We start from the raw sequence: 25,875 nt of genomic DNA on the forward strand, positions 1-25,875 counted from the left end.
TCCGATGAGATGCCGGTCTGTCTCACTCTCATGCAAAGGTAAGATCAACCATTTAATCCGCTTACCCATTTTTTGATGGGTAATATTGGCGTCACGACATCCGTCTCCCCGAGGATTTGCCGGCGACTCGCTAACCGAGTCTCTTTTCCAGCAGTTCCTGCTGTGTCAGGGGAGGAAGTAGCTCCCGGCCGGCACCTGCCAGAATGGGCGCCGGGCCGGAGGCGATAATCTCGTGAAGAGTGCCGACCCGAACGAATTCAGTGACAGGGATAGATTTGAAAGACTGCTTCTTCCTGCCATAGAGGGATTCGGTTTCCCCGCTACTCCCGCTCCTGCTCCTCGTGATCAGCTCGAGCTTCTCACGATCGAGGTAGTGCCCCGCCACGAGTATGTTGTCCCGGACGGATGGATCGTTCATCAGGTAGCCGGTGCTGCTGTTACTGTCCCAGTAGGGTTTCACGACATTGATGTGGAAAGTGTCGATCCCACATTTCGCGAGCTCGAGCATGGTCCTGACCTGGCCATCGTTCAGGCCAAAGAACAGGTCGGCTCGACCGCCAGGAAACTTGTGTTTGATCTCCAGCTGGACAAGCCGGCCGTCCGGCATTTCAAGGATGGTGTCGATGTCCCACAGGAAGTCGTAAAACGGCTGGATGGCGCAGTTCTTGAAGAGACGGTGGAGAACGACGTCCCTGAACATGTTGCGGTTATGGGCACCTTCCGTGATGCGAAAAAAGGCGGTGAGAACCCTCAGCGTTTCCTGGAGTAGCGGGGCGGGGCTCTCGAAATCGGGTACCGTGATCCGCCTCTGGGCCATCAGTCTCTGCTGTACCGACTCCCCGGTCCGCTTGAAATAGCGTGACATGACGAAATCCCGTTGGCTCTCGTTGTAGTCACACATAATCACGCTCTTCGGATTTCTTCTTTCGAGCATGTCGAAAAGCTTGCCCGTTCCCGAGTCATCCGGCTCGTGACGCCATATCCACCATGAGTTGGGCTTCCCCCTCTGAGCGGCCCGCAGGAGCGAGAGAGGAAGTGGTCTGGCTCCAAGGGGTGGCATCTCCTTGAAGATACTCTCCATAGTGCCCTCTATGGCGAGTCCCTCCAGTAGCCGATGCTTGTCCATGGAAAGCAGGTCTTTCTGGACTTCCCAGTTTTCGACGTCCAGTTGATCCAGCGGGCCTAGCGGTGTGAGTAGTGCCATGTTGGGGTTCCAGTCCAGTACCGACCCTAACCTACCATGATGTAACTCTTTGCTGTTGTGAGAGATTAATCATGGTTTCCGCCCGTATTCGGGCAATGTAACCGCAGCTCGAGCAGGACGGCATTTGCTGGCGGCTGATTTGGCGCAGCCCGGACCATGTCGCCCGGGTATGCATGAACCAGGTATCCAGCGTGCTGTACTGATCAGCGCATCTTGACGACCGGCAACTCCTCCCACCGCGTCGTATAGCGTGGCGAGCGATACGCGCAGCGGAGGTGCCAGGCCGCGTTCTCGCGCCCTCCACCCAGCTTGACGGTGCCCGCACCCAGCTCACGATTGAGCTTGTCGAGTGTCGCCATCAGGCGCTCCGAGCGTTCTCGTTCGGCATTGCTTTGTTGATCCGCCAGGATGTCGAACTGCTCATGGTTTCGATCGACGAGGTCAGTCAGCATCACGCCACACTTCTGGTAGGCCACGCCCGCACGATGGATCCGATCGAGACCCCGCGACGCCGTATGGACGATCAATCGGCTGTCATCGGTGGGACGCGGTAGTGCCAGCAGGAGGCTTTCGTGGTGCTGGGGCAGCTCGGGCCGGAAGGGGTTGGTTTTGACGAACACGACCAGGGCACACGCCAGGCTCTGCTGCTTGCGGAGCTTTTCGGCGCCGCAGCTCGCATGATGCCTGATGGCCTCATGCAGCTCTTGGCGATCGCCGGTAAGCCGGCCGAAGCTTCGGCTGGTCATGATCTGCCTTTTGGGAACCGACATGTCGTCGAGCTCAATGCAGTCTTGCCCGCGCAATTCCCACACGGTGCGCTCCATGACGACCGAAAATAGGCGCCGTAGCTGCCTGGGATCAGCCACGCGCAATTGCCAGGCGGTATGAATGCCCATATCCGCGAGGCGCAGGCCGGTTCGCCGCGCCACCCCCCAGACCTCCGTTACGGGCAACCGCTCAAGCACACGCCGCGTCGTGTCGCTCTCCGGTGGCAACAGGGCCACGCCCTCACAGGCCGCCTCCTTTTTTGCTAAATGGTTGGCGATCTTTGCAAGCGTCTTGCTGGTACTGAGTCCGATACTGATCGGAATGCCCGTTTCTTGCCTTACCCGGAGTCGCATGGCCTGGCAGTGATCTTCGAGCCTCTCGCCCGGGAACCCATCGAACCCCAAGAATGACTCGTCAATCGAATAGACGCTCACGTCCGGTGTGTACTGGTGATAGACAGCCGTCACCCGGCGGCTCATATCGCCGTAAAGTGCGTAATTGCTGGAGAACAGCACGCACTGTCGAGTGATGTGGGGATCGAGCATGTGTGCAGGGGCGCCCATGGCAACGCCCAGGGCCTTGAGCTCGGGGGATCGGGCGATCACGCAGCCGTCATTGTTCGTCAGCACTCCAACTGGCCTGCCATCCAGGTCTGGCCTGAAGGCTTTTTCACAGGACACGTAGAACGCGTTGCAGTCGGCCAGCGCGATCATCGACCCACTCCTCGGCGCAGCGCATGCACGTTATGCGTGACCACGCCCCAGACCGTTACATCGCATCCGCTGAGCAGGATGGGCGCATAGGCCGCATTGCCCGAGATCAGCGCCTTGCAGCCATTGGCCATGCCCAATTGCTTGCAGGTGAGTTCACCATCGACCGCGACAATCAGTATGTCCCCCGGGCGGACATCGAGCGCGCGATCCACGATCAGTAAATCATCATCATAAATCCCGAAATGGACCATCGAGTCGCCCTTGGCGCGGGCGTAATACGTCGCTGAAGGATGCTGGACGAGATGCGCAACCAGGTCGAGATCCCGTTCGATGTAGTCCTCGGCCGGAGACGGAAACCCGGCACGAACCTCACCGGCAGCCAGGGGGAGCAACATCGGCCTTGAGAGTTCATCGACGCGTCCAATGATGTCGATGGCAATGGTCATGCCGCCGCCTCCCGGGGCTCCCAGCGCAGCCCGGCGCTGCCGTCGGGAAGGCGGGTGACAGCCGCCCGGCCGAAGACCTCGACCCTGTTGAGCGTGCGCTGCCAGTCACGCTCGCTCTCCCCTGGGAGCCGCTGAATGATGAGGTGAAAATCGGGGGTGGCAAAGGGCACGATAGGCATGACGTATCTCCATTCTGCTGCAGCTTGTTTTTTTATACAGTATTAACGGCGAAACAGACCACAGCCAATCACTAATATTCCTTCAACGCGATCGCTTCGAGGTAGGCCGCTCCGGTTATCGCGTCGGGTGTGGCGCAATGGCTCCCATGGACGTAGGCCTCGGCGGGAAGCGGAGCGCGCCTGAGTTGGCTCCATCGCATTAATTCGGTAGGTTGCAGCGGCCGAATTCGCTGACCAGAGACCGCCATGCCCCGCCTGATAAAAACCGCACTCACCACATGCGCGTTGATGCTCACCGTTGGCCTGTGCGCCCAAGCATCGGCGGCTATCACGATCGGTAGCTGGAATCTCAAGCACCTTGGCTGGAAGAACGACAAGAACCTCACCACCGTCGCCGAAATCCTGCAGGGGGCCGATCTGTGGGCGCTTCAGGAAGTGATGGATACTGACGCGGTACAAGAGCTAGAGCGGCGTCTGGAGCAGCGGACTGACGGAGCGTGGAGCTCGATGGCGTCACACGAGGTGGGTCGTAGCTCCTATCGGGAGAGTTACGCCTTCCTGTGGCGCGATAGCGCGGTCGAGTACACCCAAGGCGCAGTGGTCTACCTGGATCCGGGCGATCTCTTCGCCCGGGAGCCCTACCTGGCTGAGTTCCGTGATACGGAAAATGGAGCGACGGTCGCCATGGCGGCGGTGCATATCGTCTACGGCGACAGCCGCACCGACCGTACGCCGGAAATTCGTGAGTTGGCCAGCATCTGGGACTGGATGGGCGAGGTCTACCCCGGCAGCGCCCGCGTGATTTCCGGCGACTTCAATCTAGCGCCCACCGATCGCTCCTGGCAACCACTGCGCTATGCTGGCGCCCAGCCCGCGATTACCAGAGGCGCCACGACGCTCAGCAAAAGCGACGGCCGATACACCAGCCTCTACGACAATTTTTGGTACGACACAAAGGCGCTCCAAGTGACCGGCACCGGTATTGTTCATTTTCCTCAGTTACTGGGTATCGATCATCAGACTGCAAGACGCCTCGTCTCGGATCATGCGCCGATCTATTTGACCACGGGCGATGCGAGCCCCGGATTTGGCAGGATGAACAGTACAGTGACCGCAAGCGGCCCCTCTAAAGGCAGCGGCAGTCACTGCATCGATCTCAATACAGCGCTGGCGAGTGAGTTGGATCGGCTTCCCAACATCGGCCCGGCCCGTGCTCGGGACATTATGGACGGAAGGCCCTGGGCCGATGTCGAAGCGCTCACGCGCATCAAAGGCATCGGCTCGGCGCGCGCCGGGGAGATCGAGCAGAGCGGTCTGGTGTGTGGTAGCTGATACGGCTCAGCGATTAGCTAGTAGTTAATTGTCCTGGACTAGTGGAGATTTCCGTGCTTACACATGGCGACATGGTGGCGGGAAATTCGGCTTCTGTCGCGTTGCTGGGTGGTAATCGGTCGGCAGATACGGGGCAGTGCCGCGCTTTTTGATCTCTATCCAAGGACGCAATATGCAGTGGTCACCCTCTCTCCTCGCGCGTCTGCTCTTCGTCCGCCCAGGATGGAAGCTATCACTCTCCGGCGCCAATTGGGAGCTTCGCCGGGGAAGACAGTGCCAGCAATACGCGTTGGAGAATGTCGCTGCAGTGGACATCAAACGCGGCTGGATATGGGCATCTTGCGAGGTCACACTCTACGGCTTCGAGGGGCCTTCGTTCGTATCGCTAGAAGGGTTGCCGAAGCAGGACGCCGCCAAGCTGGGCGTCACCCTAAGCGCCAGCATGCACAAACAATTGCATACCTTGGCCAGAGCCGGCGCACCGGCTCTACGAGCATGGCTGAAGGACGCGACAGAGGGGCTCCCTGGCAACCGATGGATCCGCCACAGTGAGCAAGCCCGTATGCGTGCCCGGCGGGATAGCATTGCGCTACCGGATTCCGCCATGGATATGGGCAAGCTCGGACGTCATCCGGCTATTCCCCGCTTGTCCGATTCGGAACCCATCGCGACCCTTCGCCGCGCCTTCGGGCCAGCCCTGCAGCAGGCGGTTGGGGCGCGCAATCAGGCATTCATGGAAGAGGAGCTCAAACGCGAAGCCGCCTTCTTCGAAGCGGTCGAATCCCAGCCCTTGACCCGGGAGCAGGCCGGGGCCGCTGTGTGCTTCGATGATCGAGTTCTGCTAATCGCCGCGGCCGGCTCGGGAAAGACGTCCACCATGGTTGCCCGGGCGGGGTATGCGGTGCGAGCCGGGATCGCTGCGCCGCACGAGGTGCTGATGCTGGCATTCAACAGCGAAGCGGCGAAAGAGTTGGGCGAACGCACACGCAGCAAGCTAGGCCCTTGGGTGGCCAATGCCGACCAGATCCACACCAGCACCTTCCATTCCTTTGCGCTCAAGGTGATCGGCGAGGCCACCGGTCGTAAGCCATCCGTCCCAGACTGGCTGGCCAATGGCCAGGATGAAGGCGTGATGGTGCACTTGCTGCGAAGCCTCTGTGAATTCGACACTGACTTCAAGGCCAGGCTGGATCTCTTTGCAGCGGTCTTCGGTTCATCGGTCGGTAGCTTCGACAGCCAGGCAGACCGGGATAATCTCGCGCCGGTGACCACCCGGGCCGACCCGGACTACCTCACGCATCGTGGCGAACGAGTGAAGAGCCAGGAGGAACGGCTTATAGCTGACTGGTTGGCCTATCACGGCATCAGCTACCGCTACGAGCGCCCCTGTCATCGCGATACTGCCGACAGTGCCCATTCGCAGTACACGCCGGACTTTTACTACCCCGATGCCGGCCTGTACCACGAGCATCTGGCGCTCGATGCACAAGGCAATCCTCCCTTGCACTTCACCGGCTATGCCGAGGGCGTGGCTTGGAAGCGAGAGTTGCACCGGAATGATGGTAATCGCTATATCGAGACCACCTCGGCGGGCCTCCGTAGTCTGGAGGGCTTGTCGGTATTCAAGCGTGACCTCGAAGCTCATGGCCTCAAGCCTATCCCGTCTCGGGACAACCTTGGCAAAGAGGCAAAGCTGTTGGACGTGCCGCGCATGGCCAAGCTGTTCCGTACCTTTCTGTCGCATTACAAGTCTCAGGGCCATAACCCCAAAGCCCTACGCGCAGCCGGCCGGGGCACCGACTTTGCCGTGCGTAGCGACCTGTTCCTTGGCCTGTTCGAGGACGTGCTCTAGGCTTGGCAAGAACGGCTTGATCGCGAGCAGGCGGTCGACTTCGATGACATGCTCAACCAGGCGGCTGAACTCATTGAGGCCGGCCAGTGGACACCACCCTATCGAGTGGTGGCTGTCGATGAGTGGCAAGACACTTCCCTTGCTCGGCCCCCAGCCGGGCGGCGCCAAGGGCGACCGGATCAATGGCTACCACCTCACGCTGGCGGCGAAGAAAGCAGCGAGAAAATCATAAAAACATGCACTAACGCGCAGAGAAGCTAACGATGGCCAAGATCACCGATGCAGTGGACCCCGGCAACGCCGGGGGAAGCGTGCTGATCCCCGAGATTCCGACGTTGCCCAACCGACCCGTCACCTTCCATTGTGACAAGTGCGGCGAGGTCTTCACGGAGCGCGAGGCAAGGCGGCAGCACGTCTTCGACCACCACCCCTTTAAGCGTCCCCAGCTGCTGGTGGGTAGCCGTATGGTCAAGGAGCGGGGCGAGGTAATGGCCAGCCAATTCCTGCCAGCGGACTGGATCATCCAGCAGGCGGAGCGGATCGTGATCGACCAGCAGGACGTCTCCAGCCAAGAGGCATGCCGCCGACTCAGCAAGATCATCTCGGGCTTTCACGAGGTCACTCTGACCAGCGCCGACTACTCGGTGACCTACCAGATCGAATTCGATATCCCCACCGAGGCACAGCTGTTAGCGGTCGAGAAGGCCTTCAACATGCTGATTGTCAACCAGCCACTGGAGAGCGAGCGTATCGCCCAGTTCATCACAGTGGCCAAGCGGGAGGATGGCGGCAGGTACTATATCGAGGGCATCAGCGACTTCCTGTACGGCGTGCTGGCCAAGGACCAGCGTGGCGGCACGAGCTTGAACCGGGATGATTATACGGCCAAGTTCCATGCTGCCCGCGAGGCACTGCACTTCATGGACCGTCCCCTGGCCAACCTGATCAAGGCACTGGTCAACTTCAACGACAACGCCTTCAGCGAAGCTGAAATACTCGCCCCCGGTGGCCAGGTCGCGATCACCTGCCGGATATTGAACGGCCTGCGCTCCGGCAAACACTGCCCGCCCCTTGAGACTAGGACCGCTTCCGGCCACAACCTGCCGGTGGATACACTCACCGCCGAGATCATGCGTTTTTGCAGCCTGCCGCTGGCAGAGCAGCAGGAGCAACTGCCTCAACTGGCGCATCTGGCCAGCAAGAGTCTGACCACCGAGCATGATCGGGTAAAGATCCAGGCACTGGCCATGAACACCTGCTGGGAGGCCGGCGATCATGAACCGGCCGTCAGCTGGGCCAGGATGCTGCGTCACAGTCCACTGTTCGAGACCCTGGCCAACCGCATCATCGAGGACGTAGAGAATGACTGACTCCAAAAAGGACGAGAGTAGGTCCGTGAAGATCACCAGCAAGGCCACCGGCGCTGTTTCGCAAGGTGAGCGACGCGGCAAGCAGGCCAGCAAACACCAAGGCCAACCGGAATCGAAGACGCCTTCACCAGGTGCCACCTCACCAAGCTCGCGAGTCCACAGTAATGAGCGGCCTGCAATCGACAAAGAACAAGGCAAGGGCAGCGAGCCAGCGACTGCTGCCACGCGGAACCAGACAAAGAATAGCAAGGGCATCTCGCGGGTCTTCGATATCATCCAGCGCTTCTATGCAACCTCGAGCACGTCGAAGAAGATCACCGAGCCCGCTCTGAAGAAGCTGGAAGAGCGAACCCTTTCGGCCGGCCAGCGATCGGAGCTGCTCGACCTCGCCCAGCGCGAGGATACCTCGCTCTCCCGCACCGTAAACCTGGCCTTCGCCGCCTTCGAGATCCACAGCAATCGCACCATAAAGGACCTACTGCTGAAGTTCGCCGTCGACGCGGGCCGCGAGGGGTTCGATCTGGCCATGGAGAGTGTCGATGCCTGGCTCCCACTTACCGACGATGAACGCCCTCCCTTAAGGGAACTCTTCAGGCGCTACGCCAGCCGAGTGGAGCAGGTGGCGGTCAACAAGGATGTGTCGGCCAAGGAGAAGAAGGAGAGCCTGACCAAGCTGCGCAACCTGTTGTTCCTGAGCATGATCTGGCAGGCCAATCAAGGCTGGGCCAAGGAAGACGACATCTTGCGCTTCTTACGCGCGGATGGAGTCTTTACCACCGGCACCCACTACCCCACCCAGGCCACGGAGGCGCTGCTCAAGACAGCCTACACCCAGAACGCCGATGATTTTTCACCACTGGGTTGGTTGTCGCGTCAGATCGAGAACACCAAGGCCATACAGGCCAGCGAACTGGAACGACTGGGAAAAGATGTCGAGCGCCTCACCGCCGAACGCGACCGAGCGCAGGAGGAGATCAGCACATTGCGCCAGGAGCGCGATACCCTGCTGGAAAAGACCGGTGAGCTTGAGCAGAGGCTTCATCAGGAGAAGCAAAATGCTCAGACCACCAGCATCCACCTGGAGGATGACAAGCACCGGTTGCGCTCCCGGGTCACCAAGACCTTAAAGAGCGAGGTGCCCCGTCTGGAGGAGGCGTTGATCGCCCTGCACCGTGACCCGCCCAAGCTGCACATCGTCTCGCCCTATGTGGAAGAGACACTTATGCACCTGAAGAAGATACTGCGCGAGACAGAAGGAGAGTGACATGGTGGTCTTCGGCTTCGATTTCGGTACCACCAACAGTCTGATCAGTCGGGTGGCTGGTGGCCAGACGGTGGTATTCGACCAGGGGGGCGAGCCCTATCCTTCCGTGGTCTGCTACGAGGGCGATAGCGTTATTTGCGGCAGCGAGGCCAAGAAGCGCCTGATGACTCACGAGATAGGTGTCATCGGCAACGTAGTCCGCTCCCCCAAGATGCTACTGGATAGGGAGCATGTGCATGTCGATGGCATCCCGCGGCGCCCCCGCGATATGGTCGCCGATATCGTCAAGCACGTGGTGAGCGCTACCGAGGAGGACCCGCGCTATAAGCTTGACCCGGGTATCGGTCGCGCCGTCGTCACGATTCCGGTGGACATGGATGGCAGGCAACGCCGTGAACTGCGGGAGGCCTTTCACCAGGCCGGCTTGGTCATCGAACAGTTCGTCCATGAGCCCATGGCGGCACTCTACGGCTACCTGCGCGGCAAGGAGGACCCGGAGAACGAGATCCGTCGCCTGGAGGGGCAGTACCTCCTGGTATTCGACTGGGGCGGGGGCACCCTCGACCTGACACTGTGCCAGGTCCAGAAGGGCATGCTCGTACAGGTCCGTAACGATGGTACCCACGAGCTCGGTGGCGATGTGATGGACGAGGCCATCCGCCGCGAGATCGAGAAGCGCGCCGTCGAGGCGGCCGGCATCGAACCCGACGACGCCGATGTCGATCCGGGGGCCCATCTGCGCCTACTGACCCGCGCCGAAGAGGCCAAGATCAAGCTGTCGTCTCAGGAACAAGTGCCCATCTATATTCCCGGCTACTTCCGAAACGACGTCACGGACCCCGATATCGACATCCTGCTGACCCGCGGCGAACTGGAAGCGATCATCGGCCAGAAAGTTCGGCAGGGGGTGAAGCGGGCCAAATCGCTGATCGACTCTGCCGACCTGACTACTTCCGATATCTCGCTGTGTCTCGCCACGGGCGGCATCGCCAACATGCCGGCGGTCAAGTCGGGCCTTTATGAGATGTTCGGTGCCACCCGGGTCGAGGTCTCCGAACGTGGCTTCTCTATCATCTCGGAAGGGGCCGCCTGGATTGCTCATGACCGGGCACGCTTGCGCCTGGCCAAGAACATCGAGGTCCACGCAGCACGCAATCAGCACTTCCCGGTCATTGGTGCGGGCTACGAGATGCCCACTGCCGGTGAGGTCAGCGAGGCGGAAACCCTGATGCTCTACTGCACCGACCCTCGCGACGGCGTCGGCAAGCTCAGCCTGCTCTCTCCTACCCGCCACGGACGCCATGTGCAGGCCAACGATTCTCGCCAGTCTCTGGCCTGCCTGAACGTCAAGGTTACCCCTTCGATGCAGCAGCTATTCGAGCGGATCATGCTTCACTTGGAAGTGGACGATAACTTGGTCCTACACGCTTCGGCAAAATCTGCCATCAGGGGGGACAGCGATAGTGTGGACATCCACTCGCTGGAGTTCGGGCTGGACATCATGCAGGGCATCACCGACCGTTCACTGAATGAACCTCAACAGCAGGCGGGTGGGACCGAGCAATCCGTAAAAAAGCCTGAGGGTCGCAGCAGCCAGAGCGAACACCTGGTGGGTAGTGTCCTGCTGCGGCCCAACGTGGCCATTCGCGAGGATATCAACCTGGTGCCCGGTGAGGCCCTGATCAGAAAAGAGATGGGCAAGCCTGGCGGCCACTTCTTGCGTGTTGATGAACTGAGCCCGATACAGCGGGATGAGCGGGCCTGGTATGTGCCTTGTAGCTATTGCGGGAGACGCGCTGGTGACCCGAAGTGCCGGTGCTTGTCGGGCCACTGACGCCACGAAGTCGGCTACTACAAGATTACGACATGATAAAACGAACAGCCGTTGGCGGGCCAGGCGATTCAAACAGTGCGCGATTCACCGGTTATCAACTCACGCTATCGGCGAGAAAAAAGCAGGGAGCGAAAACTACATGAGCAAAAAAATCAGCGGAGCGGAGTTTCCGCTTGCCAAGATTTTCAGTTCCGATTTTGAATACCTGATCCCATCATATCAGCGTCCCTATGCCTGGACGACCGATCAGGCTTCGGAGCTTTTCGACGATCTATATGACTTCTTCCGGAGCGAGGAGGATGAAGGCTATTTCCTTGGCAGCATCGTGCTCATTAAGGAAGAGGGGAGCCCCAAAGCCGAAGTGATCGATGGGCAGCAGCGCCTGACCACGTTGACGATCCTGCTTGCTGCCATTGCAGCCCAGCTTGAGGGTGAGGACAGGGGCACACTCAGCCAGTACATCATCGAGCCGGGAAACAAGTTCGCGGGCCTGGAACCAAAGCCGCGGTTGACGCTACGTGAGAAGGATCGAGAGTTCTTCACCTGTTACGTGCAGCGCTTGGCGTTCAATGATCTCCTGGCCTTGGGGACCGCGTCGCTTGAAAATGAATCTCAGAAAAATATCCAGGCAAATAGCCAGCTTCTGATTGATCGGCTCAGGACGCACTTCGGAGACTCCTCGGAGCGGCTGGGTGACTTCATCAGCTTCCTGCTGCAACGTTGCTTTCTCGTAGCCGTTTCCACGCCCAGCCAGAAATCCGCTTTTCGTGTGTTCTCCGTCATGAATAGCCGTGGTCTCGACCTCCAGCCGACGGACATCATCAAGGCGGATGTCATCGGCAAGCTTTCAACCACCAGCGAGCAGGAAATCTACAACGAACGCTGGGAGGACATGGAGGTCGACCTGGGTCGTGCCGGCTTCAACGATCTGTTCGCCTACGTGCGCATGATCCATGCGAAGGAGAAGGCCAAGCGGGCTTTGCTGGAGGAGTTCCGCAATCACGTTCTGACACAGGTTAGCGATACGCGCACGCTGATCGAGGGTGTGCTGGAACCCTATGCCGAGACTCTTTCTATTCTGCGGGAATCGCATTACGTCGCCGAGACCGACGCCGACAAGGTCAATCGATCCCTGCGCTGGCTGAATCGCATCGATAACTCGGACTGGGTTCCGCCCGCCATGGTCTTCCTGGCAGACCACAAGAATGAACCAGCTTATGTGGCGTGGTTTTTCAGGAAGCTGGAACGTCTGGCGGCCTACATGCACATCTGTGCGAAAAACGTGAACCAGCGTATCGAGCGCTATGCCCTGCTGATCGCTGCGCTGCAGCAGCCGCATGACGACGACAATCCGGTGCAAGCCGTCGAACTGACGGACAAGGAGAGGTCTGACATGCGGCGGATTCTTCAGGGGGACATCTATACACTGACTGCCCGTCGTCGTAACTACCTGATGCTGAGACTGGATTCATTCGTATCGGATGGTGCGGCAACCTATGACCCAACGGTGCTCACTATCGAGCATGTGTTGCCGCAAACCGTCACGAGCAACAGTCGTTGGGCCGAATGGTGGCCGGAGTCAGAGATGCGGGAGCAGTGGGTTCATCGCCTGGCCAATCTTGTACCCTTGAACAAGCGACGGAACTCTCAGGCTCAGAACTACGACTTCAAGAGGAAGAAGGACGCCTATTTCCGTGGCCGCAGCAATGTCTCATCCTACGCACTCACCAGCCAAGTGCTCGGTGAAGACCAATGGACGCCTGAGGTGGTGCAGAAGCGTCAGGCTGACTTGATCGCAGTGCTGGCCGACAAGTGGGAATTCTGAGGCATGATACTACTCGAAAAGCTGGTTGAACGGATCCGCCAGGCCGCCGCCTACAACCCCGATGTGCAGGCCGCGCCAGCCTGCATTTTGTGGCCGGACCGCGAGCGACTGTGGGTGCCGCTGATCACCTAGGTCCAGGCGGAACTGCACGCCATTAACGACAGGCTCAGGACGCATCTCTGCGTTGGACTGGCATCGACTTGAGGAGACTATAAATAATAAGCGAGATTTTCCGAAGGAACATGACAGGCTGCCAGAGACTTGTTCGAGGAGCATGACCTGCGTGGAATGGTGCAGGGGGATTGCGGAGCGCCTGCGCCGCGGGAGAAAGTCGCAGGACGAGTAGGTGGCTCTGATGAAGCATCTGGCATGAACGCCGCTACTTGCCTGCTACGTCAAGTGCGCGCTTCATGCACCATACTTCTCATGATGTCCACGCTCTCAGGGAGGAGAGCTGATGTTGACCCATGTCTAGCTCAAGGCACGTCAGCGGGACGAGCACGAGCTTTGATGGCGCCCGAGCCTGCAGGGCAGGCGGGTTAGGGCGCCTCCCTGAATAAGATCCGGTTGCATAGAACGAACTGTGCTTTGGTTGCGGTTTGGTTGCTGATTACGAGAAAACGGTGTGGCTAGTGTAAATAGTGGAAATTCCTATCTATTTGATTTTAAGGATAACTGCGCTGCAGGCACGATCCTTAAATTAGCAAAATTGCACTCATAATCCCTTGGTCGTAGGTTCAAGTCCTACTGGGCCCACCACCGCCCCCTTCCTGCCTGTTGGTTGTCCTGTCTGGGTTTTACATTGCTCTTGTACGCCGGGGCTTCCCGATGCTTGGCTGTCCACGAATATCGTTCCAGCACCACTTCCTTGAGTGAACGGGCGTCACGCAGTGTGCGATCGTCTACTGCCCCCGTAGCCTCCATCTAGATAGTCCCCAGCATTGGTCCGAACTCTGAAGCACGTCGGCGCCATAAGATCCGCCCGTCCGCCGGAGCAGTAGGTGAAATGGGGTAGCCTTACGGCCCTGATACTGGATCTGGCCTGCAACCATCGCGATATTCGCTTTACTCGTATCGGGTACCGGGGCCTTCCGGCCAGCCAGGGTTCATACTCTGCGCCTGTCGCCTTGGATGAGCTGTGCCAGGGGGATCGGTCGGGCGAACCTGAGGGTGGGGTCTATTGCGTAGCTAGTGGCTTAGTCGCAGCCATGCAGGGGCAACATGTAGAGCTATCGGAGGTGGATTCGCTCGAGCTTGCAGACGCCATCTCGGTTGACAAGCGAATCCCTTTGTAGCGGACGATTTTTCTTGACAGTTCGGTAGTGATTCATCGAGCCTGTCCCGTGTCCTAGGACGCGGGACAAGACGGGTGGTGGCACTATGAAAAGTCAAGATATTGGTCTGCTCTTGAAGCTGGTGGCCCTGAGGCGTAAGTACGGCTGCGGCCCCGATACTCACACTGGCAAGGGAGAGAAGGCGCTCCCAGATGACTGGAGGGACTGGGCGCTCGATGACATGGACGGGGTGCGCGAGAGCTTGCCTGGGCTCGAGGACGACCAGCTGCAGGCACGCTACAGCGTGCGGGCCTTGGCCGAGGAAACTGGCATCAGCAAAAGTCAGGTTAGCCTTGCCCTTCAGCGATGTCTGGAGGTAGGTCTGATTCGCAAGGATCACCGAACCGGCGTGCCGCGCGCCAACGTCCGAGCTCTGTTCAACTTCATCATGCATGGGGTGCGCTACGTGTTCCCGGCCAAGCCCGGGGAAATTACCCGCGGCATTGCGACGACCTTTGCCGCGCCAGCGCTGGAAGGCCAGCTATATAGCTCAGGTGAACTGCCGATGGTATGGCCAGACGCCCGGGGCAAAAGCAAAGGCCAGGCCGTTGAGCCGTTGTTCAAGAGTGTGCCCTATGCGGTGCGTCGGGATCGAGAGTTGTATGCCATGTTGGCTCTGGTCGATGCCATTCGACTGGGTCATCCCCGCGAGAGCAAGGTCGCTGCGGAGCGCCTGGCTGAGTATCTGGAGTAAGCGATGAGCTTGTTTGACGATCAGCGTGCCATGTTGCGCCGGGTGGCCGAGGCCCTCGGGGATGAACTGCGCGATCAGGTAGCTTTCGTCGGGGGCTGTACGACCGGGCTACTACTTACCGATGCGTTCACTCGAGAGCAGGTGCGCAGTACCGATGACGTGGATCTGATCATCAGCGTCATGAGCTATGTCGACCTTCAGCGCTTCAAGCAAGCGCTGAAGGCGAAGGGATTCGATGAGCCCTCTTCTCTAGATGAGGATATGCCAATCTGCGCCATGAAGCTGGGGGAGTTGCGCGTCGATCTGATGCCGGACCATGACGACGTGCTCGGCTTCAGCAATCACTGGTATCCCCAGGCACTGGAAACGGCACAGCCCGTCTTGCTAGGTGGGGATCTTTCCATCCGCGTGGTCACACCACCGCTTTTCGTTGCCACCAAGCTTGAAGCCTATAAGGGGCGGGGTGAGGGCGATCCATTATCGAGCCACGACATCGAGGACATCCTCAATCTCGTGGATGGCCGCCCCGAGCTACTTGATGAGGTGAGAGCCGCCGGCAGCGACCTTCGGGCCTATATCGCAGATGAGCTCAGCAAACTTCTCGACAATGATCTCTTCGGATATGCCGTGCAGAGTGCGGCCGGAGACCCCGACCGCGAAGCGCTGCTCTTCGAGCGCCTGGAGGTCCTGGCCGGGGAGCGCGGCTGATGCTGGCAAACTGGTTCAGCAGACAAGGCCGCGAGCGCAGCTGCAACAGCGATGCTGCGGCAGTGGGGCAGCAACGCCATCATCTTCTGGCGGTGCTGGTCGACGGCGCAGAAAAAGGCCCCCGAGGCGCTGAGCTGGCGCGTCATTGGGCGGATGCTGGGCTTCAAGCGCTCGCCGAGGTAACGGCTTGCTCACAAGCGGTGGTACATGCTCGCCTCAGAGAGGAGCAGGCCTCTCTCCGCAACGGCTTCCTTCGTGATATCGCCAGTTACTGCATGGTCAGCCTTGATCAGGAAACGCTGGTTGCACAGATCTGGCACTGTGGTGATTGCCGGGTAGGCCTACAAGGGCAGACCAAGACACGATGGCTGACCACACCGCACCTGCTGGCTTATGAGTCTGGCCTTCCATCCCCACGCTCAAGAGAAGAGCACGAACGGCGTGAGCACCAGCTAACCCGTTGCCTGAACGCTAGGCGCTTCAGAGCTCCTGAACACCTAGCGTTCTCGCTGAAGCTGGGTCAAATGGTGCTGCTTGGCACCGATGGCTACTGGCTCGAGCACCTGGAAGCAGGCGAGCCACTGCACCGCCTGCGAGATGACGCGAGTCTACTTACCCTGCCTGTCGGTGCTGAACCATTTATTGAGATCGCCCAAGCCTCGGATACCGATAACCTCAAGCACTTCCAATTTTCATGACGACCGGACACATGATCCGTCGCTGAAAGCGACGTTGGAATTTGAAAGTTTTGAAAGTGTTGATGTCGGTGGCGGTCCCTGGGGGAAAGGTCAGTCGGGTTGCTTCATTAAGCGCCTGATGAGTGATGCAAGCTCCGAGAGTGATCTGGTCAATCACACTGTGGGTATGCCTGAAGGCTGGACTGCTGGAAGCCCTGCCTCCAGTGTATGATGCTCCCCGACAAGTTCTCAATTGCACAAAACGTGGGGAAGCATCGTGAACACGGAGAGTCACTCTCAGCTGGCAGCCTTTATCTGGTCCGTGGCAGACCTGCTGCGCGGCGATTTCAAGCAGTCCCAGTATGGTCGCATCATCCTGCCCTTTACCCTGCTGAGGCGCCTGGAGTGTGTACTGGAGCCCACCAAGGCCAAGGTGCTCGACGCCGCCCACGCCCACCAGGCCAAGCCCGAGGCGGTGCGCGAGAAGCTGCTGCTGCGTGCGGCGGAGCAGCCCTTTTTCAACGCCTCGCCGCTGACTCTGGGTACGCTCTCCGATACCCAGACCGCCGACGACCTGATGAGCTACGTGCAGTCGTTCAGCCAGGATGCCCGAGAGATCTTCGAGCACTTCGAGTTCGAGGGCTTCGTTCAGCAGCTCTCGGCCAGCAACCTGCTCTACCAGGTGGTGCAGCGCTTCGCCTCCATCGACATGAGTCCGCAGCGGCTCTCCAATTACGGCATGGGCCTGGTGTTCGAGGAGCTGATCCGCAAGTTCGCCGAGAGCTCCAACGAGACGGCGGGGGAGCACTTCACTCCGCGGGACATCGTCCACCTGACCACCTCCTTGGTGCTGACCGGTCAGGAGGACAAGCTGAGCCCCCACGGCATTGTCACCGTGTACGATCCCACCGCGGGCACCGGCGGCTTCCTCTCCGAGAGCGACGAGTACATCCAGCAGGTCAGCCAGGACGTGACCGTCTCGCTGCACGGCCAGGAGCTCAACCCCGAGTCCTACGCCATCTGTAAGGCCGACATGCTGATCAAGGGCCAGGCGGTGGAGCAGATCAAGCTCGGCAACACCCTCTCCGACGACCAGCTGGCTGGCCAGCACTTCGACTTCATGCTCTCCAACCCGCCGTTCGGGGTGGAGTGGAAGAAGGTGCAAAAGGCGATCACCGACGAGCACAATCACAAGGGTTACGACGGCCGCTTCGGCCCCGGCCTGCCGCGGGTCTCCGACGGCTCGCTGCTGTTTCTGATGCACCTGGTGAGCAAGATGCGCGCCCGCCAGGATGGCGGCTCGCGTATCGGCATCATCCTCAATGGCTCACCGCTGTTTACCGGGGGCGCCGGCAGTGGCGAGTCCGAGATCCGCCGCTACCTGCTGCAGCATGACCTGGTGGAGGCGATCGTCGGCCTGCCCACCGACCTATTCTACAACACCGGCATCGCCACCTACGTGTGGGTCCTTTCGAACAACAAGCCTGCCGAGCGACGCGGCCAGGTGCAGCTGATCAACGCCACCGGCCGGGCCAGCAAGATGCGCAAGTCGCTGGGCAGCAAGCGCCAGTTCGTCGCCGACCGCGATATCGAGGAGATCGTGCGTATCTACGGCGCCAACCAGGAAAACGAGGAGAGCAAGCTTTTCCCGGTGGAGGCCTTCGGCTACCGGCGCATTACCGTGGAGCGTCCGCTACGCCTCAACTTCCAGGCGAGCCCCGAGCGCCTGGCCAAGCTCGACGACGAGAAGCCGATTCAGAAGCTCATTGATGCCGAGCGTGAGGCGATCAAGGCAGCCTGCGCGACCCTGGACCCGGAGCAGCTCTGGACCAATCGTGAGGTCTTTACCAAGGCACTAAAGGCCGCGCTCAAGCAACACTTGCCGCAGGGCATGAAGGTCGGCGCCCCGCTGCAGAAGGCGATTTTCAATGCGCTCTCCGAGCGCGACCCGAATGCGGACATATGCCTCGACAAAAAGGGCAACCCCGAGCCTGACACGGGGCTACGCGATAACGAGAACGTGCCGCTCGACGAGTCAGTGTTCGACTACTTCGAGCGCGAGGTGAAACCCCACGTCCCCGACGCCTGGATCGACGAGGACAAGCGCGACCCGCTGGATGGCCGCATCGGCATCGTCGGCTTCGAAATCCCCTTTAACCGGCACTTTTATGAGTTCACCCCGCCGCGCCCGCTGGAGGAGATCGACGCCGACCTCAAGGCCTGTACCGATCGTATCAAGCAGATGATCGAGGAGCTGTCGGCATGACGTTTCCGAAGTATCCCGAGTACAAGGTCTCCCGTGTCGAGTGGTTGGGGGAGGTGCCAGCGCATTGGGGGGTGGTTCCCCTTCGAGGCGCAGCTAAACAAGAAGCTTATAGCTTTACAGATGGAGACTGGGTGGAAACACCCTTCATAACCGATGAAGGGGTAAGACTAATCCAAACAGGAAATATAGGTGTAGGAAAGTACCGAGAGCAAGGGTTTCGCTATATTTCGGAAGAGACGTTTAGCAAACTTAATTGCACGGAGTTCTTTCCAGGTGATGTTTTGATATGTCGCTTGGCAGACCCGGTTGGGCGCGCCTGTCTAGCTCCTGATTTGGGTGCGAGGATGATCACGTCAGTGGATGTATGCATCCTGAAAACCAAAAGCGAGATTAGCTCAAATTTCCTCGTTTACTTCCTTTCCTCTGATCCTTACCTATCGTTTATGGCCTCTGTATCCAGGGGTGGGACTAGAGAAAGGGTAAGCAGAAGTTTTCTGGGAAGCGTTCGGATTTTGATGCCCTCCGTGGAAGAGCAAAGCTCTATTGTTGCCTTCCTCGACCACGAAACCGCCCGCATCGACGCTTTGGTTGAAGAGCAACAGCGACTGATCGAGCTGCTCAAGGAGAAACGACAGGCGGTGATCTCTCATGCCGTCACCAAGGGGTTGGATCCCGATGTGCCGATGAAGGACTCCGGGGTGGAGTGGCTAGGTGAGGTGCCTGCGCATTGGGAGGTTGGTGGATTAACGAAGTTTATTGGCCCTGTAGTGGACTACCGTGGCCGCACCCCGAAAAAGGTTGATGATGGCATTTTCCTTGTTACAGCCAAAAATATTCGCGATGGGCGAATCGACTATGAGGTGTCAAAGGAGTATGCAGATCCAGAGTCAGCCAAGTCATTGCTGGAGAGAGGGAAGCCAGAAATAGGTGATTTGCTCTTCACTATGGAAGCCCCCTTAGGTCAAGTGGCGCTAATAGATCGGACAGATATTGCTTTGGCCCAAAGGATTGTGAAATTTAAGGGGGGGGAGGGAGTGATGATGAATAGTTACCTGATGTATTGGCTAATGAGTACTAGTTGCCAAGCTAGAATGGAAACATTGGCCACAGGTTCTACGGCCCTTGGCATCAAAGCAAGCAAGTTAGGCATGATCGAATGTCCGGCCCCACCTGTTGCGGAACAAGAAGAAATCGTTAGCCATATCAAGCGGGAAAGCGCCAAGCACGATGTCCTTTTGGTTGAGGCTCAGGCCAATATCGACTTGCTCCAAGAGCGCCGCTCTGCTCTGATCTCCGCCGCCGTCACCGGCAAGATCGACGTGCGCGGCTGGCAGCCGCCGGCGGGCTCATCAGCCACCTCTGTAACCAAGCAAACGGAGGCGGTATGACGCAAGGACGCAGCATCCGGCTCTTTCTGGTGGACGGCACGCCCAACGGCCTGCTGACCGCCGAGATCATGAACTGGACCGGCCATGTGCTCACTGGGCCGCGCAGCAAGCTCAGTGAGCTGGTGCAACGCCCCGAGTGCGGTCGCACCGGCATCTACTTCCTGGTCGGCCCGGACCCCGAGAACAGCTTGCGCCCGCTGGTCTATATCGGCGAGAGCGACGACGTCGGCACCCGCCTCAAGCAGCACAATCGCCCCGAGGAGAAGGGCGGCAAGGACTTCTGGGAGAAGGTCTGCCTGGTCATCAGCAAGGACCAGAACCTCACCAAGGCCCACGTGAAGTACCTGGAGAGCCTGCTGATCCAGAGCGCCGGCCAGGTCAGCCGCTGCAAGCTGATCAACGGCACCGCCCACGAGTACATCAACCTGCCCGAGTCGGACCGCGCCGATATGGCGTTCTTCATGGAGCAGATACGCACCGTGTTGCCGGTGCTGGGCCTAGACTTCCTGCGCGAGACCTCCCGCCCTTCGAGAGAGCCCGAAGCGACTACGACTGCCGAGCCCGAGGCATCACCACGCTTCACCCTGGAAGTGCCGCGCCACGGTATCCGTGCCACCGGGCAGGAGATCGACGGCGAGTTCTACGTCTTCAAGGGTTCCCTGGCCCGGGGCAGCTGGGTTGGTACCGAGCGAGGTTACCAGAGCCTCTACAATCAGCTATGCGAGGACGGAGTGCTGGTGGAAAGCGATGGCACGCGGATCATCAACGAGGACCAGAGCTTCAGCAGCCCCAGCGCTGCCGCTGCGGTGGTCTCTGGACGCAGCGCTAATGGCCGCATCTCCTGGAAAGCCGAGGGTAGCGGCATGACCTACGGCGAATGGCAGGACCTGCAGGTGAGTGCTGCGGTCAATGAAGCAGGTGAATAGGAAAAGGGTTGAGGATGGGAATGGGGGATTTTGGAGAATATATTGTTTACGTCGATGAAAGCGGAGATCATGGTCTAAAGAACATTAACCCTGATTACCCCGTTTTTGTCCTCGCCTTCTGTATCATCCATAAACGTGACTATCTCACTCAGATTGTTCCAAAAATACAGGAGCTGAAGTTTCGTTACTTTGGCCATGATATGGTCGTTTTGCATGAGGCTGAGATTCGAAGTCAAGAAAGCCATTTGATATACTTCTAAACCCTAATGTCAGGCGTGACTTTCTTTCCGATCTTTCTGATGTTATTGCAAACTCCCCCTTTATCCTGGTGGCAAGCTGCATCATGAAAAATGAATTTTCCGCTCGACATGGGGTCGATGGTAATCCATATCATGTGGCGATGGAGTTTGGGCTGGAGCGTGTTTTCATGGAGCTGCAAGCCCTAGGCCAGAGTGGTCAGTTGACGCATGTGGTTTTCGAGCAGAGAGGGCTGCAAGAGGATCAGGCTCTGGAGCTTGAATTTCGACGCATAAAAGATCGATCACGAATGGAGGGGCTTGCAGAAACTTTGGACATCGTCATGGCCAGCAAGAAAGTGAATTCGGCTGGCTTGCAGCTAGCCGACATGGTTGCACGCCCCATAGGCCGGCACCTATTGAACCCGGGCCAACCCAATCGAGCCTACGACATTTTGAATGGCAAATTCCGGCGTAGTCGGGCGGGTCGGATCCAAGGGTGGGGCCTGAAGGTATATCCTTGAAAACAAAAGGCCCCGACGCATTCGCCGAGGCCCCTTGCCGATCGGGCATTCCCAATCCATGTCCATATGATAGGCATGAGGTCTGCTGCTGGCAACCCAAACGAACGTGCTTGTGGCTGCTTTCAGCGCTTCTTGTCACAGAGGCTCCAAGACTATGTGCAGCTGCTACGCCCTATACAGCGACTTCCACAGTCCGGAGCGCGCTCTAAAGCTGCTACTGTCCGAAGGTGAGCTGACGTCCCGCGACAACGTCACGCCGGGCACCTGAATTTCGGCGGTACCCCGGGACGATGACGGCGATCCGTTGAACCCCGATGCTGCCCTACGACCAGCTGACCCATTGGCCGACAAGCAGCCGTGTCAACAAGCCAGCAGCGGATGATCCGGAGCTGATCGAGACGCTTAGCTGAAGCACCATTAGTATTGTTCTGGTGGCTGGTGGCTGGTGGCTGGTGGCTGGTGGCTGGTGGCGAAGTGCAGTTTACAAATGCGCGTGGCATCGCTCCACAGAGCGCCACTTTCAGAGAAATAACTAAATCTGCAGGAGATCACCATCGGTCTAGAGCGGGTAAACCACCTCGTTCGCTGTGTCCAGCTATCATCGCGTACGCTCCCACTCCTCTCACGGAAGCAGATCTAGGAACGTTGCTTTTTGCCATACCGTGCGGCGGCATCTAGAGCGAGTATTTCATCATCGTCGTGAACGGCTATCGGCCTAATCAACCGCCAAGCGATTCAAGTGGCCGAAATGGCCTTCCCTGAAAACTGGCAAGACTACCCTCTCAGGGCAATGCATTGTCTTAAGTAGCCTTCTCCAAATATCCCTGACGCGCTAGGCTGTTGTGCATAATCACGCCAAGCGCAGGGGACAATATGGCGGACAGCAGGGAAGCTCGCTTCCAGCAGGACATCATCGATGCCATGACGGCTCACGGCTGGAAGGCTGGCACAGCCAGCGGCTTTGAGCGCGCCACGGCGCTCTATACCGAAGATCTGCTCGGCTACGTACGCGATGCCTGGCCCGAGCGCTGGGAAAAGTTTTGCAAGTCTAACCCTCAGGCACCGGAAAAGGTGTTTGTGCAGAAAGTGGTCCGCGAGCTGGAGCAGGCCGGCACCCTGGAGGTGCTGCGTCACGGCTTCAAGGTACCGGGGGTGAAGTTCGACCTCTGCAGTTTCCAGCCTGATCACGGCATGAATCCGGATTCGCTGGCCCGCTACCGCGCCAACCGCCTGCGGGTGGTGCCGGAGGTATCCTACTCGCCGCACGCGCGCGAGAAGGGCAATGGGGGCGAGAGCGCCGGCCAGAACTACAATCCACGGCTGGACCTGGTGCTGTTCGTCAACGGTATCCCCACCGCCACCCTGGAGCTCAAGAGTCAGTTCAAGCAGACGGTGGAGAACGCCAAGCGTCAGTATCGCCAGGACCGCCCGATAAAGGACCCCGTCACCCGCAAGCCCGAGCCGCTGCTGAGCTTCAAGCGCGGCGCCCTGGTGCATTTCGCGGTGAGTCAGGCCGAGGTGGCCATGACCACGAAGCTGGCCGGCAAAGATACTTACTTTCTGCCCTTCAACCGCGGCACGGTGGAGGGCGGCGCCGGCAATCCGTCCGCGAAAGACGAGCAGAGCTACGCCACCGCCTACCTGTGGGAGGAGGTGTTCGCGCCGGATGCCTGGCTGAAGGTGCTCGGTCGCTTCCTGCACCTGGAGAAGAAGACCAGCGAAGACTTCCACGGCCGGCGCACCACCAAGGAGACGCTGATCTTCCCCCGCTACCACCAGTGGGAGGTGGTCAATCGCCTGGTGCAGGTCACCCTGGCTGAGGGGCCGGGGCACCGCTACCTGGTGCAGCACAGTGCTGGCTCCGGTAAGTCCAATTCCATCGCCTGGGTCGCACACCAGCTGGCTAACCTCTACGCCGAGGACGGGAAGAAGCTGTTCAACTCGGTGATCGTCGTCACCGACCGCACGGTACTCGACAGCCAGCTGCAGGACACCATCTATCAGTTCGAGCATGCCCACGGCGTGGTGCGCCCCATCACCCGTGACGTTGGCAGCAAGAGCAAGTCAGAGCAGCTCGCCGAGGCGCTGGCCAGCAAAACCCGCATCATCATCGTCACTATCCAGACCTTCCCGGCGCTATTTGACGCCCTGGACAAGCGCCCTCAGCTTGCTGAGGGCCATTACGCTGTGATCGCCGACGAGGCCCACTCCTCGCAGACAGGCAGCTCGGCCAGCAAGCTCAAGGCCCTGCTGGCTGCCGCCGGAGCGGCCAACGGGGAGGAGTCAGGAGAAATCAGTGCAGAGGACATGCTGGATGCTGCCGTGGCCTCACGCCGCCCCAGCGAGCGCATCAGCTACTACGCTTTCACGGCCACCCCCAAGGCCAAGACCCTTGAGCTGTTCGGCCGTTCGCCGGATCCCGATCTACCGGCTTGCGCCGACAATAAGCCCGAGCCGTTCCACCTCTACTCCATGCGCCAAGCCATCGAGGAGGGCTTTATCCTCGACGTGCTGCGTAACTATGTCACCTACGGCACCGCCTGGAAGCTTGCCCATCCCGAGGGGGAAGACGAGGAAGTCGATTCCAAGAAGGCCTCACGGACCCTGGCCAAGTGGGTGCGTCTGCATCCCTACAACATTGCACAGCGTGTTGAGGTCATCGTCGAGCACTATCGCGAGAACGTCCGCCACCTGCTCGATGGCCAGGCCAAGGCAATGGTGGTCACCGCTAGTCGCCAGGAAGCGGTGCGCTACCAGCTAGCCATGCGCCGCTACATTGTGGCGAAGGGCTACGCCGACGTTCACCCTATGGTCGCCTTCTCCAGTAGCGTGCCACCGGATGAGGAGATCCCCGAAGAGGTCACCGAGACCAGCAAGCTGCTCAATCCCGGGCTTAAGGGCCGCGATCTGGCTGAGGCGTTCGACACCGACGACTACAACGTGATGATCGCCGCCAACAAGTTCCAGACCGGCTTCGATCAGCCCAAGCTGTGCGCCATGTACGTCGACAAGAAGCTGCGTGATGTGGACTGCGTGCAGACCCTCTCACGGCTCAACCGGCTGTTTCCCGGTAAGCAGACCTTCATCCTCGACTTCTACAATGACGAGCAGGAAATCCTTGACGCCTTCGCGCCTTATTACCGCAAGGCCGAGCTGGCCGACGTTTCTGATCCCAACGTGGTCTATGACCTGCAGCGCGGCCTGGACGCCAGTGGAATCTATCACTGGCCAGAGGTGGAAGCCTTCGCCAAGGTCTTCTTTGACCCCAAGGCGCCGGCCTCCAGCCTCAGCTACTATTGCCGCCCCGCCCAGGATCGCTTCAAGCAGCGCTACCAGCTGGCCCTGGAGCAGCTCCAGGTTTGGAAAGAGGCTCGCCAGGCCGCCGAGCAGAATGGCGACGACAAGGGCCTGAAACGCGCCGAGCAGGAGCTAAAGGACGCTGGCACCACCCGCGACGAGCTCGACCTTATCCGCAAGAACCTGCAGAGCTTCGTGCGTACCTACGAGTTCCTTAGCCAGATCGTCACCTTCGATGACCCCGAGCTGGAGCAGCTGTGTGTCTTCGCCCGCCATCTGCACCCGCTGCTGCGCACCGACCGGCTGCTGGAGGAGGAGAGCATCGACGTCAGTGAGCTGGAGCTGACTCACTACCGTCTTACCAAGCGCGAGGAGAAGCGCCTGCGCCTGGAAGAGACCGAAGGCGACTACGGCCTCACCCCGGTCAGCGAAGTGGGCTCCGGTAAGCCCCACGACCCCGAGAAGAAACGTCTGGCCGAGATCATCGACCGCCTCAACGATCTCTACGGCGCCGAGGTCAGCGACGAAGACAAGTTGCACTTCGCCAACGGCATCGCCGACCGTATCGAGCGCGACGAAGCGGTGATGGCCCAGGTCCGCAACCACAGTGCAGACCAGGTGATGCACGGCCTTTTCCCGAAGAAGGTCACCGACGCTGTGCTTGATGCCCTCAGCGACCACGAGAAGCTCAGTATGCCGCTGCTGGAGGACGAAGAGACAGGGAGGCAGTTTGCGCTGTTGATTTTGAAGCTGCTGGCGGGGAGGTCGAGCCGTGACTTGCGTCCTGAGTAGCAGTCTAGGTAAGAGGCCACTTATGGGGGATAACGACCTAAAGTGGTCATGGCGACAAAGGCAGCATGAACGTTCATTGGGGATATGCAGCATGCACGATAATCCTTGGTATGCTGCCAACCTGTGCTTAATATATAAGGAGTCGTGTTAGAGCGCGCAGAATAACATTGTTGAACGCGGATGCGCGTTCAAGTGGGAAAACGCGCGCTCTACCTAATACCAGTTAAAAGTAGAAGGAAGCATAAA

Annotated in this window: 20 protein-coding genes; 16 read left to right on the forward strand and 4 right to left on the reverse strand. The window is 59.3% G+C overall.

Translation table 11 applies throughout. The annotated features are described in order from the left end of the window. Positions 1 to 130: 130 nt before the first annotated feature. The 4 genes from C6W88_RS19245 to C6W88_RS19260 all read right to left on the reverse strand — a co-directional run bounded on the left by C6W88_RS19245 (position 131) and on the right by C6W88_RS19260 (position 3,310). Positions 131 to 1,204: a hypothetical protein gene (locus tag C6W88_RS19245; protein ID WP_108133641.1), complete on the reverse strand. Its 1,074-nt coding sequence runs from the start codon at positions 1,202 to 1,204 to the stop codon at positions 131 to 133. A 203-nt stretch (positions 1,205 to 1,407) separates the two neighbouring features. Then, positions 1,408 to 2,685 (reverse strand): Y-family DNA polymerase, encoded by a 1,278-nt coding sequence (locus tag C6W88_RS19250; RefSeq protein ID WP_108133642.1) that lies wholly within the window; start codon positions 2,683 to 2,685, stop codon positions 1,408 to 1,410. Then, a complete protein-coding gene (locus C6W88_RS19255) occupies positions 2,682 to 3,131 on the reverse strand; it encodes a LexA family protein (RefSeq protein WP_108133643.1) in 450 nt (149 codons plus the stop codon). Before C6W88_RS19255 ends, C6W88_RS19250 begins: the two co-directional genes overlap by 4 nt. After that, positions 3,128 to 3,310: a DUF1654 domain-containing protein gene (locus C6W88_RS19260; RefSeq protein ID WP_108133644.1), complete on the reverse strand. Its 183-nt coding sequence runs from the start codon at positions 3,308 to 3,310 to the stop codon at positions 3,128 to 3,130. Before C6W88_RS19260 ends, C6W88_RS19255 begins: the two co-directional genes overlap by 4 nt. A gap of 246 nt (positions 3,311 to 3,556) precedes the next feature. Here C6W88_RS19260 and C6W88_RS19265 point away from each other — a divergent pair, with 246 nt between their 5' ends. From C6W88_RS19265 to C6W88_RS19340, 16 genes are all read left to right on the forward strand, one after another. After that, the gene (locus C6W88_RS19265) at positions 3,557 to 4,642 is read left to right on the forward strand and encodes a helix-hairpin-helix domain-containing protein (RefSeq protein WP_231498711.1); all 1,086 of its coding nucleotides are present in this window, start codon (positions 3,557 to 3,559) and stop codon (positions 4,640 to 4,642) included. A 172-nt stretch (positions 4,643 to 4,814) separates the two neighbouring features. After that, positions 4,815 to 6,494 carry a UvrD-helicase domain-containing protein gene (locus C6W88_RS19270; RefSeq protein WP_108133645.1) on the forward strand — a complete coding sequence of 560 codons (1,680 nt, stop codon included), beginning with the start codon at positions 4,815 to 4,817 and terminating at the stop codon, positions 6,492 to 6,494. Between the two features lie 263 nt (positions 6,495 to 6,757). After that, complete coding sequence (locus tag C6W88_RS19280) at positions 6,758 to 7,864, forward strand: hypothetical protein (RefSeq protein ID WP_108133647.1); 1,107 nt, start codon at positions 6,758 to 6,760, stop codon at positions 7,862 to 7,864. Between the two features lie 25 nt (positions 7,865 to 7,889). Next, positions 7,890 to 9,128 carry a fungal specific transcription factor domain-containing protein gene (locus C6W88_RS19285; protein ID WP_108133648.1) on the forward strand — a complete coding sequence of 413 codons (1,239 nt, stop codon included), beginning with the start codon at positions 7,890 to 7,892 and terminating at the stop codon, positions 9,126 to 9,128. A gap of 1 nt (position 9,129) precedes the next feature. Continuing rightward, a complete protein-coding gene (locus tag C6W88_RS19290; RefSeq protein WP_108133649.1) occupies positions 9,130 to 10,962 on the forward strand; it encodes an Hsp70 family protein in 1,833 nt (610 codons plus the stop codon). A gap of 139 nt (positions 10,963 to 11,101) precedes the next feature. Continuing rightward, positions 11,102 to 12,787, forward strand: a complete 1,686-nt coding sequence (locus tag C6W88_RS19295) for a DUF262 domain-containing protein (RefSeq protein WP_108133650.1) — start codon at positions 11,102 to 11,104, stop codon at positions 12,785 to 12,787. A gap of 3 nt (positions 12,788 to 12,790) precedes the next feature. After that, positions 12,791 to 12,919: a hypothetical protein gene (locus tag C6W88_RS22010; protein ID WP_258183972.1), complete on the forward strand. Its 129-nt coding sequence runs from the start codon at positions 12,791 to 12,793 to the stop codon at positions 12,917 to 12,919. A 1,284-nt stretch (positions 12,920 to 14,203) separates the two neighbouring features. After that, a complete protein-coding gene (locus C6W88_RS19305) occupies positions 14,204 to 14,815 on the forward strand; it encodes a MarR family transcriptional regulator (RefSeq protein WP_231498717.1) in 612 nt (203 codons plus the stop codon). A 3-nt stretch (positions 14,816 to 14,818) separates the two neighbouring features. Further along, positions 14,819 to 15,523: a hypothetical protein gene (locus tag C6W88_RS19310; RefSeq protein ID WP_108133653.1), complete on the forward strand. Its 705-nt coding sequence runs from the start codon at positions 14,819 to 14,821 to the stop codon at positions 15,521 to 15,523. Further along, entirely contained in the window at positions 15,523 to 16,221 is a 699-nt protein-coding gene (locus C6W88_RS19315) for a protein phosphatase 2C domain-containing protein (protein WP_108133654.1), read from the forward strand. The genes C6W88_RS19310 and C6W88_RS19315 overlap by 1 nt, the downstream gene beginning before the upstream one ends. A gap of 256 nt (positions 16,222 to 16,477) precedes the next feature. Next, entirely contained in the window at positions 16,478 to 18,466 is a 1,989-nt protein-coding gene (locus tag C6W88_RS19320; protein WP_108133655.1) for an HsdM family class I SAM-dependent methyltransferase, read from the forward strand. Then, positions 18,463 to 19,854, forward strand: a complete 1,392-nt coding sequence (locus C6W88_RS19325; RefSeq protein ID WP_108133656.1) for a restriction endonuclease subunit S — start codon at positions 18,463 to 18,465, stop codon at positions 19,852 to 19,854. Before C6W88_RS19320 ends, C6W88_RS19325 begins: the two co-directional genes overlap by 4 nt. Next, entirely contained in the window at positions 19,851 to 20,780 is a 930-nt protein-coding gene (locus tag C6W88_RS19330; RefSeq protein WP_108133657.1) for a GIY-YIG nuclease family protein, read from the forward strand. Before C6W88_RS19325 ends, C6W88_RS19330 begins: the two co-directional genes overlap by 4 nt. Before the next feature lie 20 nt (positions 20,781 to 20,800). After that, entirely contained in the window at positions 20,801 to 21,040 is a 240-nt protein-coding gene (locus C6W88_RS22135; protein WP_375038456.1) for a DUF3800 domain-containing protein, read from the forward strand. A 62-nt stretch (positions 21,041 to 21,102) separates the two neighbouring features. Then, positions 21,103 to 21,540, forward strand: coding sequence for a DUF3800 domain-containing protein (locus tag C6W88_RS21730; protein ID WP_258183974.1), 438 nt, complete (start codon positions 21,103 to 21,105; stop codon positions 21,538 to 21,540). Positions 21,541 to 22,413: 873 nt separating this feature from the next. Beyond that, on the forward strand, positions 22,414 to 25,629 hold the full coding sequence (locus tag C6W88_RS19340; protein WP_108133658.1) for a type I restriction endonuclease subunit R: 3,216 nt from the start codon (positions 22,414 to 22,416) through the stop codon (positions 25,627 to 25,629). The last annotated feature ends 246 nt before the right edge of the window (positions 25,630 to 25,875 follow it).

This window comes from Halomonas litopenaei (assembly GCF_003045775.1).
In the GTDB taxonomy this organism is placed as follows: domain Bacteria; phylum Pseudomonadota; class Gammaproteobacteria; order Pseudomonadales; family Halomonadaceae; genus Halomonas; species Halomonas litopenaei.

Bases quoted from the DNA above. Each gene is read 5' to 3' on its own strand.
- C6W88_RS19315 (WP_108133654.1), top strand. From the start codon at position 15,523: ATGCTGGCAAACTGGTTCAGCAGACAAGGCCGCGAGCGCAGCTGCAAC.
- C6W88_RS19290 (WP_108133649.1), top strand. From the start codon at position 9,130: ATGGTGGTCTTCGGCTTCGATTTCGGTACCACCAACAGTCTGATCAGT.
- C6W88_RS19270 (WP_108133645.1), top strand. From the start codon at position 4,815: ATGCAGTGGTCACCCTCTCTCCTCGCGCGTCTGCTCTTCGTCCGCCCA.
- C6W88_RS19265 (WP_231498711.1), top strand. From the start codon at position 3,557: ATGCCCCGCCTGATAAAAACCGCACTCACCACATGCGCGTTGATGCTC.
- C6W88_RS19280 (WP_108133647.1), top strand. From the start codon at position 6,758: ATGGCCAAGATCACCGATGCAGTGGACCCCGGCAACGCCGGGGGAAGC.
- C6W88_RS19325 (WP_108133656.1), top strand. From the start codon at position 18,463: ATGACGTTTCCGAAGTATCCCGAGTACAAGGTCTCCCGTGTCGAGTGG.
- C6W88_RS19255 (WP_108133643.1), bottom strand. From the start codon at position 3,131: ATGACCATTGCCATCGACATCATTGGACGCGTCGATGAACTCTCAAGG.
- C6W88_RS19245 (WP_108133641.1), bottom strand. From the start codon at position 1,204: ATGGCACTACTCACACCGCTAGGCCCGCTGGATCAACTGGACGTCGAA.
- C6W88_RS22135 (WP_375038456.1), top strand. From the start codon at position 20,801: ATGGGGGATTTTGGAGAATATATTGTTTACGTCGATGAAAGCGGAGAT.
- C6W88_RS19310 (WP_108133653.1), top strand. From the start codon at position 14,819: ATGAGCTTGTTTGACGATCAGCGTGCCATGTTGCGCCGGGTGGCCGAG.
- C6W88_RS22010 (WP_258183972.1), top strand. From the start codon at position 12,791: ATGATACTACTCGAAAAGCTGGTTGAACGGATCCGCCAGGCCGCCGCC.
- C6W88_RS19260 (WP_108133644.1), bottom strand. From the start codon at position 3,310: ATGCCTATCGTGCCCTTTGCCACCCCCGATTTTCACCTCATCATTCAG.
- C6W88_RS19295 (WP_108133650.1), top strand. From the start codon at position 11,102: ATGAGCAAAAAAATCAGCGGAGCGGAGTTTCCGCTTGCCAAGATTTTC.
- C6W88_RS19330 (WP_108133657.1), top strand. From the start codon at position 19,851: ATGACGCAAGGACGCAGCATCCGGCTCTTTCTGGTGGACGGCACGCCC.
- C6W88_RS19250 (WP_108133642.1), bottom strand. From the start codon at position 2,685: ATGATCGCGCTGGCCGACTGCAACGCGTTCTACGTGTCCTGTGAAAAA.
- C6W88_RS19340 (WP_108133658.1), top strand. From the start codon at position 22,414: ATGGCGGACAGCAGGGAAGCTCGCTTCCAGCAGGACATCATCGATGCC.